This window comes from Rhizobacter sp. P2_G4, assembly GCF_056403575.1.
Map to the genome: position 1 here is coordinate 1 of NZ_JBFUFG010000009.1, position 15,580 is coordinate 15,580.

Below are 15,580 nucleotides of genomic sequence, written 5' to 3' on the forward strand. Positions count from 1 at the left end.
CTTCTTGATCGAGCGCATGCGCATCGCTGCAGCGTCAGGGGCGGGTGATGCTGAAACCGCTGCTAAGTCTTTCGAGGCGCTGAAGGCCACAGGCAAGCTGCCGGCAGCCGACCAGCTTCGCATGCTCGAATCCCTGGCCGGTGCTTTCTATAGAGCCAAGGACTATGCAAAGACCGTGGTGTGGGGCAAGCGCTATCTGGCCGAAGGTGGCACCAACGGCCAGATCCGTACGCTGGTGATCCAGTCGCAATATCTCGGCGGCGATTACGCCGGTGCGACCAAGGAGCTCGTGGTCGAGGTGCAGGCTGATGAGAAGGCGGGGCGAGCGCCTGCAGAAGATCGGCTCAAGTTGCTGCTCAACGCTGCCCAGCGTGTGAACGACAACGGCAGCTATGTGATGGCGATGGAACGCCTCGTCACGTACTACCCGAAGAAGGAGTACTGGGCGGACATGCTGGGCCGCGTGCAGCGCAAACCCAACTTCAGCGATCGCTTGGCCTTGGACACCTATCGGCTCATGTTGGCAACTGGCAGCATGCGGAACGCGGCCGACTACATGGAAATGGCACAGCTCGCTGTGCAGGCCGGCTTGCCTGGCGAAGGCAAGCAAGTAGTCGACAAGGGGTTTGCCGCTGGTGTCCTGGGCACTGGTGCTCCTGCCGAAGCCGATCGTCATCGCCGGCTCAAGGACCTGGTCGCCAAGCGCAGCGAAGAAGAGAAACAGGCAATGGCTGCGCGTCAGGCCGAAGCCACTGCATCCAAGACCGGCAACGAATTGGTCGACTTGGGTTTCTCTCAGGTTTTCCTCGGAGACCCCAAAGCCGGTATTGCACAGATGGAACAGGGCATTGCCAAGGGCGGCCTCAAGCGCGCCGACGATGCCAAGCTGCACTTGGGCATCGCCTGGCTGTTGGCGGGTCAGAATGCGCGTGCCCAGACCGTCTTCAAGACAGTCACRGGCACGGACGGCACCGGCGATCTCGCGCGACTGTGGTCTCTTGTCGCTCGCCAGAAATAGAGGTCAGCGGGGTGCGAGGCGGATCGCTCCGTCCAGCCGGATCACTTCACCGTTGAGCATGTCATTGGTGATGATCTGGTGGACGAGCTTGGCGTAGTCGGCTGGCGTGCCGAGCCTGCTCGGGAACGGCACGCCGGCCGCCAGCGCGTCTTGCACGTCCTGTGGCATTGAGAACAACATCGGCGTGCCGAAGATTCCCGGTGCAATCGTCATGTTGCGAATGCCGTTTCTTGCGAGGTCGCGCGCAACGGGCAAGGTCATCCCCACGACGCCTCCTTTTGAGGCCGAGTAGGCCGCCTGGCCGATTTGTCCGTCATAGGCCGCGACGCTCGCGGTCGATATCAGGACGCCACGCTCACCCGTGGTTTCCGGTTCGTTGCGGGACATGGCCTCGGCGGCCAGGCGGATCATGTTGAAGCTGCCGATCAGATTAACCGTTACGACCTTGCTGAACAGCGCAAGGGCGTGCGCACCTTCCTTGCCAACCGTCTTGGCAGCAGGCGCAATGCCGGCGCAATTGATCAAACCCATCAATTTGCCTGCAGCAACAGCCGCAGCAACAGCAGCTTGACCATCTGCTTCCTGGCTCACATCGCATTTGACGAAGAGGCCCCCCAGTTCTTTGGCGACGGCCTCGCCTCTATCGGCCTGCAGGTCTGCGATGACGACTTGGCCGCCGTGTGCAGACAGCATGCGTGCGGTGCCTTCGCCCAGACCCGACGCGCCGCCAGTCACGATGAAAACCTTGCCCGTGATGTCCATGCAGTGCTCCTGAAGTATTTTGTCGACCGCGATTCTGAATGAAAAAAGCCGCTCAACGAGCGGCTTTGCCTTATGCGATAAGCGGCTTCACTGCAGCGCAGCCAGAGCCCGTGCGGTGATTTCATCCAGGGCCCCGAGGCCACTGATCTTGCTGCAGCGCGGGGCATCCGGGTCACCGCTTGCGGCCCATTGCTTGTAGTAGCCAACCAGAGGTTCGGTTTCGGCGTGGTATTTCTCGAGCCGGGTGTTCACCTTCTCCAGTGTGTCGTCCACGCGTTGATCGAGGTCCTCGCCGGTCACATCGTCCTTGCCTTCCACCTTCGGCGGATTGAATTTGGTGTGATACACGCGGCCTGAGGCGCCGTGAACGCGACGCCCGGTCACTCGCTCGCGCACCACGTCGTCAGGCACATGAATTTCGAGCACTGCGTCGAGCTTGACCTTGGCTGCACGCATCGCGTCAGCCTGCGGAATCGTGCGTGGGAATCCGTCGAAGAGAAAGCCGTTTGCACAATCGGGCTGGGCGATGCGTTCCTTCACCATACCGATGATGATGTCGTCGCCGACCAGTCCGCCAGCGTCCATCACCTGCTTGGCGGCCAAGCCGAGAGGGGTTCCGGCTTTCACCGCAGCGCGCAGCATGTCGCCAGTCGAAATCTGTGGGATGCCGAACTTCTTGCACAGGAACGCGGCTTGCGTCCCCTTTCCGGCGCCTGGCGCGCCCAGCAGGATCATTCTCATCTGTCGTCCTCTATTTATGGAATCTTGCGCGGTACCTGCAGTGGCTGCGGTCCAGCTTTGCTGATGAGAATAGCATGGGTACTCAACCGAGCAGGGCGCGTACGCGGGCGAGATCCTCGGGCGTGTCGACGCCCGGCCCAGGTCGTACGGCGCTCACATGCACCGAGATGCGCTCGCCGTGCCACAAGACGCGCAGTTGCTCCAGAGACTCGACCGCTTCGAGCGGGCAGGGCGGGAGTTTTGGGAAGCGTCGCAGAAACCCCGCCTGATAGCCATAGAGGCCGATGTGGCGCAAAGGCAAATTGCCAGGCGGCAGGGTGCTGATGCCTTGCGCGTACCCGTCGCGCCACCACGGGATCGGTGCGCGCGAGAAGTAGAGCGCGCGGCCGGCGCCATCCACCACCACCTTGACGACATTCGGGTTGGCCAGTTCGCTCGGGTCATCGATGGCATGGGCAGCAGTGCTCATCATGCAATCGGGGCGGTTCACCAACAGCGCTGCGCAAGCGTCGATCAGTGACGGCTCAATGAGCGGTTCATCGCCTTGCACATTGACCACTGCATCGGCGCCGTCCAGGCCAAGCAAGGCGCAGGCTTCCGCCAATCGGTCGCTGCCGGTGGCATGGTCGGCTCGGGTCAGTACACAGTCAACGCGGTGCGCTTGGCAAGCCAGAACGATCTCGGCATCGTCCGCCGCCACGACGACGCGTACTGCCTGGGACAGTGCCGCGCGTTGCGCCACTCGAACGACCATCGGCACTCCGCCCAGGTCGGCGAGTATCTTGCGCGGCAGGCGAGTCGATTGCAGGCGAGCCGGCACCAGGACCGTGAAGCTCACACTGCACCCTCGGACGCAGGAGCCTCGGCATCGAGAGGTCTGGCCTCCGACTCCAGCATCACCGGGATGCCGTCGCGCACCGGAAAGGCCAGGCGGTCAGCGCGGCAGATCAGCTCATGGTTCGTTTGAAACGGAGGGCGCTGGTGTTCCAACGGCCCCTTGCACAAGGGGCAGACCAGCAGTGCAAGCAGTCGGGTGTCCATGTCGGATCCTTCACGGTTTGTCGTTCGGTGGCAGCCACTGCATCAGTTCGTTTGCGAACGCCGGGCTCAGGTCAAAGTCTAGCGTCGCGACCCACACGCGCGTGCTGCCCATGGCTTCGGGCTTGAGCTTGACGGCGTCCTTTTCGGTCACCACCACATCGGCCGTGTTGGATGGCCAGGGCAGGGTGGCAAAGTCGTGATGGTCCGGCAGCGGGAGTTCTTTGATCGAGAGGCCCTGGGTGCGCAACATGTCGAAGAAGCGCTGCGGCCGCGCCAAGCCGGCTGCCGCCAATACTTCGCGGCCCGACAGCTGAATGAACGCATCTGCCCTCGCGGGTTGTCCCGCCCACCAATCCGACAACGAGGCGAGGCCGCTGAGGCGGCGCACGACCTGATGACCACGGAGCATGGTGGTCGGTGCAGGCGCGTTGTACAGCACGACACTGCGGGGCGGCACGGTGCGCAGCGCGGGTTCGCGCAGCGGCCCGGCGGGCAGCAGCCAACCATTGCCGATGCCGCGTTCGTCGAACACGATCACCTGTACGTCGCGCACGAGCCGGCGATGCTGCAGGCCATCGTCGCTGATCAGGATGTTGACTGAGGGTGCGGACTGCAACAGTGCTCGTCCACCGGCGATTCGGTCGGCACTGACGGCAACGGGCGCGTCGGTGCGAAGTTGGATCAACAACGGCTCGTCGCCGGCGATGTTTGCGGGCGTATCCCGACTGATCAGCGCGACGTCACGGGCCTGTCGACCGTAGCCTCGCGACAAGACTCCGGGGTTGAAGCCGCGCTGGCGCAGCAGCCGAACCAACGCGATGGTGGTCGGGGTCTTGCCTGCACCACCCGCCACCAGATTGCCCACGACGATCACGGGCACCGGCAGCTTCATCGATTGCATCAACCCAAGCCGATAGCAGACTGCACGCAGAGCCACGACGAAGCCGTACAGGCACGAGATCGGCAGTAGCAGCCAGGCGAGCCAGCCCCGCTTTATCCACGCTGCCTGCAGTTTGGATACAGCCGACACGTTCCTCAGTGGCCTGAGCAGGCCGCGACGGGGGACATCGGTGCTAGCGGCCTTGGCCTGCCTGGGTGGCGAAGGTCAACTTGGCCAAGCCGGCGCGCCGTGCAGCGTCCATCACCGTCACCACCGACTGGTGGGCGGCCGTCGCGTCGGCCGAGATGATCACCACCGTGTCTTGCGATCCTTCGGCTGCTACGGCCAATTCGGCTGCGAGCATCTCGACGCTGCGACCCTCCAGCGTCTTGCGGTTGATCGCGTAGCGGCCTTCGCCGGACACCGACACGATGATCTCGCGTGGGTTCTCGCGTGGCTTGTCGGCGTCGGCCACCGGCAGCACGACCTGCAGCTCGGTGAACTTGGAGTAGGTGGTGGACAGCATCAGGAAGATCAGCACCACCAGCAACACATCGATGAACGGGATCAGGTTGATCTCGGGTTCTTCGGGGTGGTGCTTGCGAAAGTTCATCGCCATGCTCGGTCAGGCCGCGGGTTTCTTGGCCGGCACCGAGAAGCGCATCAGGTGCGGCACCATGCGCTCGGCGGCTTGCTCCATCTCAAGCGTGTAGGCCTCGATCTGGCCACGGAAGTAGCGGTAGAACATCAGCGACGGGATGGCGATCATCAAGCCGAAGGCGGTGTTGTAGAGCGCGACCGAAATGCCGTGTGCGAGCAGGGCCGGGTTGCTGCCTCCCGTCGGCGCCTGTGAGCCGAAGATCTCGATCATGCCGATCACCGTGCCGAGCAGCCCCAGCAAGGGTGCGGCCGAGGCGATCGTGCCCAGCGTGTTGAGGTAGCGCTCCATGCGGTGCACCGCCGCACGTCCGGCAGACTCGAACGAACTGCGCAGCACGGCTTCGCTCAAGCGCGGGTCGGCGATCACCGTGCGGAGGCCGGTTGCGAGCACGGTCCCCAGAATTGAGTTGTCGGCCAGCTTGTTGACCACGTCGGCGCCGGGCAAATGAGCACGGGTGACGGACACGACTTCGTCAAGCAGGCGAGGCGGTGAAACGCGCGCCGCGCGCAGGCTCGACAAGCGTTCGATGATGAGCGTCAGAGCGACGATGGAGCACAGGAGAAGGGGCCAAATGGGCCAGCCAGCGGCTTGTATGATCGAAAACAATCCGGTCCTCTTGGTGAGTTATGTGCCGTTCGAGAGGCGCGATTATGGCCCCAAGCCTCGGCCTGTCGCGCGGTGATTGGTTCGATCTTGTCACTGCATCTCCGCTCGCACCAAGACGGCCGGCGACCGTTGTCGCGTTCGTCCACTGCAACTGTGGACAACTTTGTGGGCAACCTGCTTGTGGCGACGCGCAAGCCGCGTGAATTCAGGCGCTGCGTCAGATTGCTTAAAACTTAGGCATAAAAATATCCTTGAAAATCAAACACTTGCATGATTGTGAAAGCCTCGTGACAGTCAAATCACCACGCCATGCCTTGTTTGGCGGGCTTGTGGAGTTCTCGACCCGCATCAGCGCTGGGTTTGCCTGTGATTGAGAATCCATTCCCCCGCGGTGAACGCATGGTCTGGAGTGTCTCGGCGCTCATCAATGCGGTCTCCGACGCGTTGGCTGCCCGCTTCTCGGCCTGCACGATCCGTGGCGAAGTCTCAGGGTTTTCTCGCGCCTCCAGCGGGCACTGCTACCTCAGCCTGAAGGATGCACAAGGCGGTGCGGCGCTGATCCGCTGCGCGATGTTTCGGCGTGCTGCCAGCCTGGTGGACTTCGCTCCTGCGGATGGCCAACTGGTCGAGGTACGCGGGCGCCTCGCGGTCTACGAACCGCGGGGTGAACTGCAGTTCGTGATCGAGTCGATGCAGCGTGCCGGGGAGGGTGCGCTGTTTGAGCAGTTCCTGAAACTCAAGGCGCGCCTCGAGGCCGAAGGCTTGTTCGACGCAGAGCGAAAGAGGGCGCTGCCGCGCTTTCCACGCCGCGTCGGTGTCGTGACATCGCTGGCTGCTGCGGCCCTGCACGATGTGCTCACGGCACTGTCACGCCGCGCGCCTCATGTGGAGGTCGTCGTGTATCCCTGTCTCGTTCAAGGGGCAGACGCGCCCGCCACGATCGTCAATGCGATCCAGGCCGCGGCGCGGCGTGCGGAGGTCGACGTGCTGATCGTCTGCCGCGGTGGAGGCTCGCTCGAAGACCTGTGGTCCTTCAATGACGAGCGTGTCGTGCGGGCCATCGTGGCCAGCCCGTTGGCGGTCTTGTGCGGCGTTGGGCACGAGACTGACGTTTCCCTGGCCGACTTCGCGGCGGACGTGCGTGCTCCCACGCCGACGGCCGCGGCCGAACTGGTATCGCCCACGCAAGAGGAGGGGCTGTCCTTGCTCGCCGCCGTGGCTTCGGTGATGGAGCGCCGCATGGGACGCGTGCTCGACACCCAGGCGCAGGTGCTCGATCACGCCGCACTTCGCCTGACGCGGCCGATGGACAACATTCGCCGGCATGCTCACCGGCTGACGCTGCTGCAGCAGCGCATGGCGAGCCAGTTGCTGCAATACGCGCCGCGCCAACGGCAACGTTGCGACGAAGGGAGTGCGCGGCTACAGCGCGCCGCGGGCGTCACGCTGGCGCAGCGTCATCAGCGACTCAGGTCGCTGGAGGATCGGATGAGGGCTCTGGATCCTCGCCAAGTTCTCGCGCGTGGCTACGCCTGGTTGAGCGATGACCTGGGTGTACCGATCACGACGGCGTCTGCCTTGTCGGCGGGCCAGCAAGTGCGCGCCGAACTCGTGGATGGCCAAGCCACGGCCACGCTGTCGAGCGTGACGCTGAACCCGCGCAGCGAGCGCTGAATTCCGCGTTGGGCAATGCGGCGCCGTACAAGCTGCCTACAATCATTCGACGCTCTCCGCTTCCGAACCACAGAAAGGAAACTCCATGGAACACACTCTGCCCCCGTTGCCGTACGCCCAGGACGCATTGGCTCCACACCTCAGCAAGGAAACGCTGGAGTATCACTATGGCAAGCACCACAACGCTTACGTCGTGAACCTCAACAACCTGCAGAAGGGCACCGAGTTCGAGTCGATGAGCCTGGAAGACATCATCAAGAAGTCGTCCGGCGGCATCTACAACAACTCGGCTCAGGTGTGGAACCACACCTTCTTCTGGAGCTGCATGAAGCCGCAGGGCGGCGGYGAGCCCACTGGCGCATTGGCCGCGGCGATCAACGCCAAGTTCGGCAGCTTTGCTGCCTTCAAGGAAGCGTTCACCAAGAGCGCCGTCGGCAACTTCGGTTCCGGCTGGACGTGGCTGGTCAAGAAGCCCGATGGCAGCGTGGACATCGTGAACACGGGTGCCGCCGGCACACCGCTGACCACCGCCGACAAGGCGCTGCTGACCATCGACGTGTGGGAGCATGCCTACTACATCGACTACCGCAACCTGCGTCCGAAGTGGGTCGAGACCTTCCTCACCTCGTTGGTGAACTGGGACTTCGCAGCCAAGAACTTCGCTTGAACGAAGAGGCGGGCTGCAAGTAAAAAGGCCGGTCACTGACCGGCCTTTTTCATTCAGGGCGCAAAGGGTGGTCCGGACAACTTGGTGCCGGGCTTGATGCCGCGCTTGGCAAACCAGCCTTGGTTCATTTCAAGGACGAAGCGCACTGGCTGCTTCGAGCAGTGAGAGTCCAGCGCCTGCGGTTTCATGTCTTCGATGTTGACGACGGTGCCGTTGTCCGCGATGAACGCGGCAGACAGTGGCAACAAGGTGTTCTTCATCCAGAAACACTGCATGCCCGGCTCCTCGAAGCGAAAGAGCATTCCCTCGTTGGTCGCCATGCTGCTCCGAAACATCAGGCCGATAGTGCGCTGGTCGGGTGTTTGCGCCAGTTGCGCCTGGATGTTGTAGATGCCTGCCTTCAGAGTGACGGCGGGYAGATTTTGCGGGCCATCTTGCGCGAGGGACGCGCAACTCCAGACCAGGGCCATAAACGCTAGCGAAGCGCGTTTCATCATGTTGTCCATGCGAGCAAGTTGAGCGGGTTTCAATTATCGGTGGGGCCACCATGAAAAACGCCCGATGCAAGCACCGGGCGTTTCTCGAAGCGTTTGCAGTCTCCCTGCAAAGCACCAAGGCAATCAACGAGACGTTGATTACTTCTTGGCTTCTTCCTTCTTAGCTTCTTTCTTCTCTTCCTTCTTTTCAGCCTTCTTTTCGGCCTTGGCTTCTGCCTTGGAGGCAGCGGAAGCGGCAGGCTTGGCTGCGTCAGCAGCGAAAGCGCCAACGGCGAACAAGGAAGCGATCAGAGCGGCCAGAAGTTTGTTCATTGTGATTTACCTTTCGAAAGTTGAATCCACCACCCGACTGTCGAGTGGCATCCGGCTAACGTGGCTTGTTGTCGGGCGGTTGACAGATGCCGTGACATAGAATCTTTGGATACAAACCCTGATACCCATCGCAGCGAGCGGAGTCATCCATGTACAAGCACATCAAGGTCCCCCAAGGCGGGCAGAAGATCAGCGTTAACCCGGATTTTTCTCTCCAGGTCCCCGACCAACCCATCATTCCGTTCATCGAAGGTGACGGCACCGGCCTCGACATCACGCCGGTGATGATCAAGGTGGTCGATGCGGCCGTCGAGAAGGCCTACGGCGGCAAGAAGAAGATCCACTGGATGGAGGTCTACGCTGGCGAGAAGTCGACCAAGATCTACGGCCCCGACGTCTGGCTGCCCGAAGAGACGCTCCAGGTGCTGCGCGAGTACGTGGTCTCGATCAAGGGCCCGCTGACCACGCCGGTCGGCGGCGGCATCCGCTCCCTCAATGTCGCGTTGCGCCAGGAACTGGACCTGTATGTCTGTCTGCGTCCCGTGCAGTACTTCAAGGGCGTTCCTTCGCCCCTGAAGGAGCCGGAGAAGACCAACATGGTGATCTTCCGCGAGAACTCGGAAGACATCTATGCCGGCATCGAGTACGAAGCCCAGTCGGACAAGGCCAAGAAGCTGATCAAGTTCCTGCTCGAAGACATGGGCGTGAAGAAGATCCGCTTCCCGGATACGTCGGGCATCGGCATCAAGCCGGTTTCCATCGAAGGCACCGAGCGCCTGGTGCGCAAGGCACTGCAGTACGCGATCGACAACGACAAGCCCAGCGTCACCATCGTGCACAAGGGCAACATCATGAAGTACACCGAAGGTGGCTTCCGTGATTGGGCGTATGCACTGGCGCAAAAGGAATTCGGCGCTCAGCTGATCGACGGCGGCCCGTGGTGCAAGTTCAAGAACCCGAAGACGGGCAAGGAAATCATCGTCAAGGATTCGATCGCCGACGCCTTCCTTCAGCAGATCCTGCTGCGCCCGGCCGAGTATTCGGTGGTCGCGACTCTCAACCTGAACGGGGACTACATCTCCGACGCGCTGGCTGCACAGGTCGGTGGCATCGGCATTGCCCCCGGGGCCAACATGTCGGACTCGGTGGCATGCTTCGAAGCTACCCACGGCACCGCGCCTAAGTACGCCGGCAAGGACTACGTGAACCCGGGCAGCGAAATTCTCTCGGCCGAGATGATGCTGCGCCACATGGGTTGGACGGCTGCTGCTGACCTGATCATCAGTTCGCTCGAGAAGTCGATCGCGAGCAAGAAGGTCACCTATGACTTCGCCCGCTTGATGGACGGGGCCACCCAGGTGTCCTGCTCCGGCTTCGGTCAGGTGATGATCGAAAACATGTGAGTCTTGGCGCACCCAAGCAAAAGGCCCACCGCAGGTGGGCCTTTTTTTATGCCGATACGGCCTCAGTTCGGAGAAAGGCCGGCGCTGGTGCCAGCCTGGTTTGCCGCCGCGACCAGCAGATCGGCCGGCGTGTCCTGGGGGCAAATATTCTGAGCGAGTTGGCCTTTGGGGCCCTGAACGATTTCGTAGCTGACCCGGCCGCCCTGTTTCAGCGTCCGGAAGCCGTCCATCTGGATGGCGGAAAAATGGGCGAAAACGTCTTCGCCGCCGCCCTCAGGTTCGATGAAGCCAAAACCTTTTGCATCGTTGAACCATTTCACCGTTCCGATCGCCATGCTGGGGCTCCCTTCCCATTGATCGGCGGCATTCTCAATCTCGGTTTGCGGGCTGTCAAGGCAAGCGGCGGGGGTGCGGCACCGTTCTTGGAAGGCTCTAAAAATGTGCCTCTCGCAGTGCTTTTATGGGCTTGAGCTCCCGGCATCTGGCGCAATATCCGAGACAGTGAATCGCTAAGCTCCAACTCTATAGAATCATTCCATGCCCGACGACACACCGAAACTGCCAGCGCCACCCAAGGGCACTCCGCCTGACCGTGGGCAGGGCGCGGTCGTGGCCGAGCGCAAGACGGCCAAGACAGAGCCGCCGAGGATGTTCCAGGTGGTGCTCCTCAACGACGACTACACCCCGATGGAGTTCGTCGTGATGGTGCTCCAGGAGTATTTCAAACGCGACCTCGAGACGGCGACGCAGATCATGCTCAAGGTACACAAGGAAGGTCGTGGCGTCTGCGGTGTGTACACCAAGGATGTCGCAGCCACGAAGGTCGAATTGGTGTTGACCGCCGCACGGCGCGGCGGTCATCCGTTGCAATGCATTATGGAGGCCGCATGATTGCGCAAGAGCTTGAAGTCAGCCTGCACATGGCGTTTGTCGAGGCGCGCCAGCAGCGCCACGAATTCATCACGGTCGAGCACCTGTTGATGGCGCTGTTGGACAACCCCTCTGCTGCCGAAGTACTGCGAGCGTGCTCGGCCAACATCGACGAGTTGCGCAAGAGCCTTGCGCAGTTCATCAAGGAGAACACGCCCACGGTGGGTGGTGCCGATGAAGTCGACACACAGCCTACGCTCGGGTTCCAGCGCGTCATTCAGCGCGCGATCATGCACGTGCAGTCCACGGGCAGCGGTAAGAAGGAAGTGACCGGCGCGAACGTGCTGGTCGCCATCTTCGGCGAGAAGGATTCGCATGCCGTCTACTACCTGCACCAGCAGGGCGTGACGCGCCTCGACGTGGTGAACTTCATCGCGCACGGCATCAAGAAAACCGACCCGCCCGAGCAGCCCAAGTCGAACGAGAGCTCCGGCAGCGAGGGCGAAAAGGAAGAGGGGGAATCCAAGGGCTCCCCGCTCGACCAGTTCACTCAAAACCTGAATCAACTCGCCCGCGAAGGCAAGATTGATCCGTTGATCGGCCGTGAGCTCGAGGTCGAGCGGGTCATCCAGATCCTGTGCCGCCGCCGCAAAAACAACCCGCTGTTGGTGGGTGAAGCTGGCGTGGGCAAGACGGCCATTGCCGAAGGCCTTGCCTGGCGCATCACGCAGAACGACGTGCCCGAGATCCTGGCGGACGCGCAGGTCTACTCGCTCGACATGGGCGCGTTGCTGGCCGGTACCAAGTACCGCGGTGATTTCGAGCAACGTCTGAAGAGCGTGCTCAAGCACCTGAAGGACCAGCCGAACGCGGTGTTGTTCATCGATGAGATTCACACGCTGATCGGTGCCGGTGCAGCGTCCGGCGGCACGCTGGATGCAAGCAACCTGCTCAAGCCGGCGCTGAGCTCGGGTGCGATGAAGTGCATCGGTGCAACCACCTTCACCGAGTACCGCGGCATCTTCGAAAAGGATGCGGCGCTGTCACGTCGGTTCCAGAAGGTCGACGTGGTCGAACCATCGGTCGAGCAGACGATTGAAATTCTCAAGGGCTTGAAGTCGCGGTTCGAAGAGCACCACAGCGTCAAGTACGCGCTGGGTGCGCTCCAGGCTGCGGCCGAGTTGTCGGCCAAGTTCATCAATGACCGTCATCTGCCCGACAAGGCGATTGACGTGATCGATGAGGCCGGCGCTGCGCAACGCATCCTGCCGAAGAACAAGCAGAAGAAGACCATCACGCGCAACGAGGTCGAAGAGATCGTCGCGAAGATCGCGCGCATCCCGCCGACAAGCGTTTCGAGCGATGACCGGTCCAAGCTCAAGACGCTCGAGCGTGACCTGAACAGCGTGGTGTTCGGTCAGGAACCTGCCATTGAAGCCCTGTCGGCCGCCATCAAGATGGCGCGCTCCGGTCTTGGCAAGCCCGACAAGCCGATCGGCTCGTTCCTGTTCAGCGGACCCACGGGCGTTGGCAAGACCGAAGTGGCCAAGCAGCTCGCTTTCATTCTGGGCATCGAGCTGATCCGCTTCGACATGAGCGAGTACATGGAGCGCCACGCCGTCAGCCGCTTGATCGGCGCGCCTCCGGGCTACGTCGGTTTCGACCAGGGGGGCTTGTTGACCGAGGCGATCACGAAGAAGCCGCATGCCGTGCTGCTGCTCGATGAAATCGAGAAGGCGCACCCCGACGTCTTCAACGTGCTCTTGCAGGTGATGGACCACGGTTCACTGACCGACAACAACGGGCGCAAGGCCGACTTCCGCAACGTCATCCTGATCATGACGACGAACGCGGGTGCCGAAACCATGAACAAGGCAACCATCGGCTTCACCAACTCGCGCGAGCAGGGTGACGAAATGGCTGACATCAAGCGCCTGTTCACGCCGGAGTTCCGCAACCGTCTGGACGCGACCGTGAGCTTCCGCTCGCTGGATGAAGAAATCATCATGCGCGTCGTCGACAAGTTCCTGCTGCAGCTCGAAGGGCAGTTGGCCGAGAAGAAGGTCGAAGCAACGTTCAGCGACGCGCTGCGCAAGCACTTGGCCAAGAAGGGGTTCGACCCGCTCATGGGTGCGCGCCCGATGCAGCGCCTGATCCAGGACACGATCCGTCGTGCACTGGCGGACGAGTTGTTGTTCGGTCGTTTGGTCGACGGTGGTCGCTTGTCGGTGGACATTGATGCCGAGGGCAAGACGACTCTCGACATCCAGCCGCCGAAGAAGAGCGACAAGCCCAAGGCCGAGCCGGCCACAGCGTGATCGTGGCAAGCTGAAACGAGAAACGGAGCCTCTGGCTCCGTTTCTTTTTTGCGGACCGGTGTTGTCTGTGCGGTCAGGTGCGCGAGGCAGGGTCTTGCTGGAAGAACTGGCTCAGCAGTCCATAGACCTCGGCATGTTCAGCCTGCAGATCCAGAGGCGCCACGAAAAAGGCCTCGCACGCGACCGCGAAGAACTCGCTTGGTGCCTCTGCACCATACGGGTCGAGCAGGGTGTCCTCTTCGGCTTCGACCCTTTCGCAGAACGCGTCGTAGTGCGCGGCGAACACCGCCTGCCATTCGACTTGGGCGGCACGGCTGGGCAACGGAGGCATGCCATCGGCGCTGCCGTCTTTCATGTCGAGTACGTGGGCGAACTCGTGGATCACCACGTTGTAGCCCCACTCGGCCGAATCGCCGGCCTCCGCGACGTCTTGCCATGACAGCGTGACCGGGCCGCCCTCCATCGCTTCGCCGGACAGGGGCTCGTCGTAGTGGTGAACAACGCCGTCTTCGTCCATGACCTCGCGCCGGGCCACCACCTCGCCGGCATGAACCACGATGCCGATAAAACCGTCGTACCAGTCGAGCCCCAGATGCAGGATGGGTAGGCAGGCCTGGGCGGCGATGGCAACCGCCATGTCGTCGGTGACGTTCAGGCCCTGCGCACCGCTGAACTCCTTGCGGTCGAGGAAGAGCGTGCTCAGCTCTCGCAGCTTGCCTGCGTCCGCGGATTCGAGCGCCGCAAGAAAGGGAAAGTGGGCGAGCGTGCTGGCCCACAGTGCATCGGGGATGGGCCGGCGTGCCAGCGTTCGCCGATCACGCCAGCGGCGCAAAACTTCCATCACGGCTGGCTATGTCAATGCATCGTGCAGCGGCAAGCGCGCCATGCCGGCGGACGTAAAGCGAAAGACTTCCGCACGGTGCGGCGCATGATCCATGTCCCAGTCCGACAGCACGTGGCGGGTGCCAGCAGCGCCAAGCGGCTCGCTGCCCGGCCGGTGCGTGTGACCATGAATCAGCGTCGGCGCGTTTCCAGCATGCAACCAGGCAGTGGCCATCGCAAGGTCGATGTCGACCCAGTCGGCCGGCGACGTCGTGCCGTGCTTGCGCATCTCGCTCTGGCTGCGAACTTCGCGCCCCATGTGACGCCGCACATCCAGCGGCTGGCCGAGGGCCTTGGCTTGCCAGGCAGGGTTGCGAACCATCGCGCGGAACTTCTGATACTCGACGTCGGCAACGCAGAGTTCATCGCCGTGTGTCAGCAGCACCCGTTCACCGAACGCCGTCAGAAGACACGGGTCGGCCAGCGGCGTAACGCCGCAGGCTGCCAGCATCTCGGTGCCAACGAGGAAGTCGCGGTTGCCCACCATGAAGAAGACGCTGCGCTGCTGCGTGGCCTTGGTCAGCACCTCGGCGCAACGCTCTTCGAAGCCCTCGAACCTCGTGTCGTCGCCGACCCAGACCTCGAACAGATCACCGAGGATGAAGACTGCGTCTGCTGGGGTGCGCTGCATGTAGTCGGCCCACGCCTCGAAGGTGCGAGGCGTCTCTGCGGCGAGATGCAGGTCGGAGATGAAGTCGATGGACTGCCAATCCGGCGGTGCGTTCACCTCGGCCTGCATGGCGGCCCTCAGACGACCGTGGCCTGCGTGATGACCACGTCGTCCAGCGGGACGTCGCCATGGCCACCCTTGTTGCCCGTCTTCACGCCTTCGATGGCGTCGACCACTTCCTTGCCGCCGATGACCTTGCCGAACACAGCATAGCCCCAGCCGCTCGGCGACTCCGACTTGAAGTTGAGGAAGTCGTTGTTGGTGGTATTGATGAAGAACTGTGCCGACGCCGAGTGAGGCGCACTGGTGCGTGCCATCGCGAGTGTGTAGTGGTCGTTCTTGAGGCCGTTGTTGGCTTCGTTCTTGATCGACTCGTCGGTAGGCTTTTGCTTCATGCCAGGCTCGAAGCCGCCGCCCTGAACCATGAAGCCTTTGATCACGCGGTGGAACACCGTGCCGTTGTAATGGCCYTTTTCGACGTACGATAAAAAGTTGGCCACGGTCACCGGGGCCTTGGTGTCGTCGAGCTCGATCAGGATCGTGCCGTGGTTGGTTTGCAGTTCGACTTTCTTGCTCAT

The 15,580-nt window shown here is 62.2% G+C and carries 19 protein-coding genes; 6 read left to right on the top strand and 13 right to left on the bottom strand.

Annotation, left to right across the window (positions count from 1 at the left end):
• A partial coding sequence (locus tag AC1DYS_RS24950; protein ID WP_477904191.1) for a tetratricopeptide repeat protein occupies positions 1-1,018 on the top strand: 1,018 nt, incomplete at its 5' end.
• A gap of 3 nt (positions 1,019-1,021) precedes the next feature.
• Here the strand turns inward: AC1DYS_RS24950 and AC1DYS_RS24955 are convergent.
• The 7 genes from AC1DYS_RS24955 to AC1DYS_RS24985 form a co-directional block, all read right to left on the bottom strand.
• The gene (locus AC1DYS_RS24955; RefSeq protein ID WP_477904193.1) at positions 1,022-1,780 is read right to left on the bottom strand and encodes a 3-hydroxyacyl-CoA dehydrogenase; all 759 of its coding nucleotides are present in this window, start codon (positions 1,778-1,780) and stop codon (positions 1,022-1,024) included.
• Between the two features lie 87 nt (positions 1,781-1,867).
• Positions 1,868-2,521 carry an adenylate kinase gene (gene adk, locus AC1DYS_RS24960; protein WP_477904195.1) on the bottom strand — a complete coding sequence of 218 codons (654 nt, stop codon included), beginning with the start codon at positions 2,519-2,521 and terminating at the stop codon, positions 1,868-1,870.
• Positions 2,522-2,603: 82 nt separating this feature from the next.
• Positions 2,604-3,359, bottom strand: coding sequence for a 3-deoxy-manno-octulosonate cytidylyltransferase (gene kdsB / locus AC1DYS_RS24965; protein ID WP_477904197.1), 756 nt, complete (start codon positions 3,357-3,359; stop codon positions 2,604-2,606).
• The gene (locus tag AC1DYS_RS24970) at positions 3,356-3,562 is read right to left on the bottom strand and encodes a Trm112 family protein (protein ID WP_477904199.1); all 207 of its coding nucleotides are present in this window, start codon (positions 3,560-3,562) and stop codon (positions 3,356-3,358) included. Before AC1DYS_RS24970 ends, kdsB begins: the two co-directional genes overlap by 4 nt.
• Before the next feature lie 10 nt (positions 3,563-3,572).
• A complete protein-coding gene (lpxK, locus tag AC1DYS_RS24975) occupies positions 3,573-4,592 on the bottom strand; it encodes a tetraacyldisaccharide 4'-kinase (protein ID WP_477904201.1) in 1,020 nt (339 codons plus the stop codon).
• Between the two features lie 43 nt (positions 4,593-4,635).
• Positions 4,636-5,055, bottom strand: coding sequence for an ExbD/TolR family protein (locus AC1DYS_RS24980; RefSeq protein WP_047496435.1), 420 nt, complete (start codon positions 5,053-5,055; stop codon positions 4,636-4,638).
• Between the two features lie 12 nt (positions 5,056-5,067).
• A complete protein-coding gene (locus AC1DYS_RS24985; RefSeq protein ID WP_477904203.1) occupies positions 5,068-5,709 on the bottom strand; it encodes a MotA/TolQ/ExbB proton channel family protein in 642 nt (213 codons plus the stop codon).
• 399 nt (positions 5,710-6,108) lie between these two features.
• Between AC1DYS_RS24985 and xseA the strand changes: the two genes are divergently transcribed.
• A complete protein-coding gene (gene xseA, locus AC1DYS_RS24990; protein WP_477904205.1) occupies positions 6,109-7,383 on the top strand; it encodes an exodeoxyribonuclease VII large subunit in 1,275 nt (424 codons plus the stop codon).
• Positions 7,384-7,468: 85 nt separating this feature from the next.
• Positions 7,469-8,050: a superoxide dismutase gene (locus AC1DYS_RS24995; RefSeq protein WP_477904207.1), complete on the top strand. Its 582-nt coding sequence runs from the start codon at positions 7,469-7,471 to the stop codon at positions 8,048-8,050.
• A gap of 53 nt (positions 8,051-8,103) precedes the next feature.
• Here AC1DYS_RS24995 and AC1DYS_RS25000 read toward each other — a convergent pair whose 3' ends face one another.
• Positions 8,104-8,547: a DUF192 domain-containing protein gene (locus tag AC1DYS_RS25000; protein ID WP_477904409.1), complete on the bottom strand. Its 444-nt coding sequence runs from the start codon at positions 8,545-8,547 to the stop codon at positions 8,104-8,106.
• A gap of 138 nt (positions 8,548-8,685) precedes the next feature.
• On the bottom strand, positions 8,686-8,859 hold the full coding sequence (locus AC1DYS_RS25005; RefSeq protein ID WP_197068144.1) for a hypothetical protein: 174 nt from the start codon (positions 8,857-8,859) through the stop codon (positions 8,686-8,688).
• A gap of 149 nt (positions 8,860-9,008) precedes the next feature.
• Here AC1DYS_RS25005 and icd point away from each other — a divergent pair, with 149 nt between their 5' ends.
• Entirely contained in the window at positions 9,009-10,262 is a 1,254-nt protein-coding gene (gene icd / locus AC1DYS_RS25010; RefSeq protein ID WP_477904210.1) for an NADP-dependent isocitrate dehydrogenase, read from the top strand.
• A 62-nt stretch (positions 10,263-10,324) separates the two neighbouring features.
• Here icd and AC1DYS_RS25015 read toward each other — a convergent pair whose 3' ends face one another.
• Positions 10,325-10,597, bottom strand: coding sequence for a cold-shock protein (locus AC1DYS_RS25015; RefSeq protein WP_477904212.1), 273 nt, complete (start codon positions 10,595-10,597; stop codon positions 10,325-10,327).
• Positions 10,598-10,799: 202 nt separating this feature from the next.
• On the opposite strand from AC1DYS_RS25015, the gene clpS reads away from it, so the two are divergent.
• Positions 10,800-11,153: an ATP-dependent Clp protease adapter ClpS gene (clpS, locus tag AC1DYS_RS25020; protein ID WP_047495285.1), complete on the top strand. Its 354-nt coding sequence runs from the start codon at positions 10,800-10,802 to the stop codon at positions 11,151-11,153.
• Positions 11,150-13,450, top strand: a complete 2,301-nt coding sequence (gene clpA / locus AC1DYS_RS25025) for an ATP-dependent Clp protease ATP-binding subunit ClpA (protein WP_477904214.1) — start codon at positions 11,150-11,152, stop codon at positions 13,448-13,450. The genes clpS and clpA overlap by 4 nt, the downstream gene beginning before the upstream one ends.
• Before the next feature lie 73 nt (positions 13,451-13,523).
• On the opposite strand, the gene AC1DYS_RS25030 is transcribed toward clpA, so the two are convergent.
• From AC1DYS_RS25030 to AC1DYS_RS25040, 3 genes are read right to left on the bottom strand one after another with little or no spacing between them, the layout of a single operon-like run.
• On the bottom strand, positions 13,524-14,291 hold the full coding sequence (locus tag AC1DYS_RS25030; protein ID WP_477904216.1) for a M90 family metallopeptidase: 768 nt from the start codon (positions 14,289-14,291) through the stop codon (positions 13,524-13,526).
• Positions 14,292-14,300: 9 nt separating this feature from the next.
• Positions 14,301-15,071: a UDP-2,3-diacylglucosamine diphosphatase gene (locus tag AC1DYS_RS25035; protein ID WP_477904218.1), complete on the bottom strand. Its 771-nt coding sequence runs from the start codon at positions 15,069-15,071 to the stop codon at positions 14,301-14,303.
• An 8-nt stretch (positions 15,072-15,079) separates the two neighbouring features.
• The gene (locus AC1DYS_RS25040) at positions 15,080-15,580 is read right to left on the bottom strand and encodes a peptidylprolyl isomerase (protein ID WP_477904220.1); all 501 of its coding nucleotides are present in this window, start codon (positions 15,578-15,580) and stop codon (positions 15,080-15,082) included.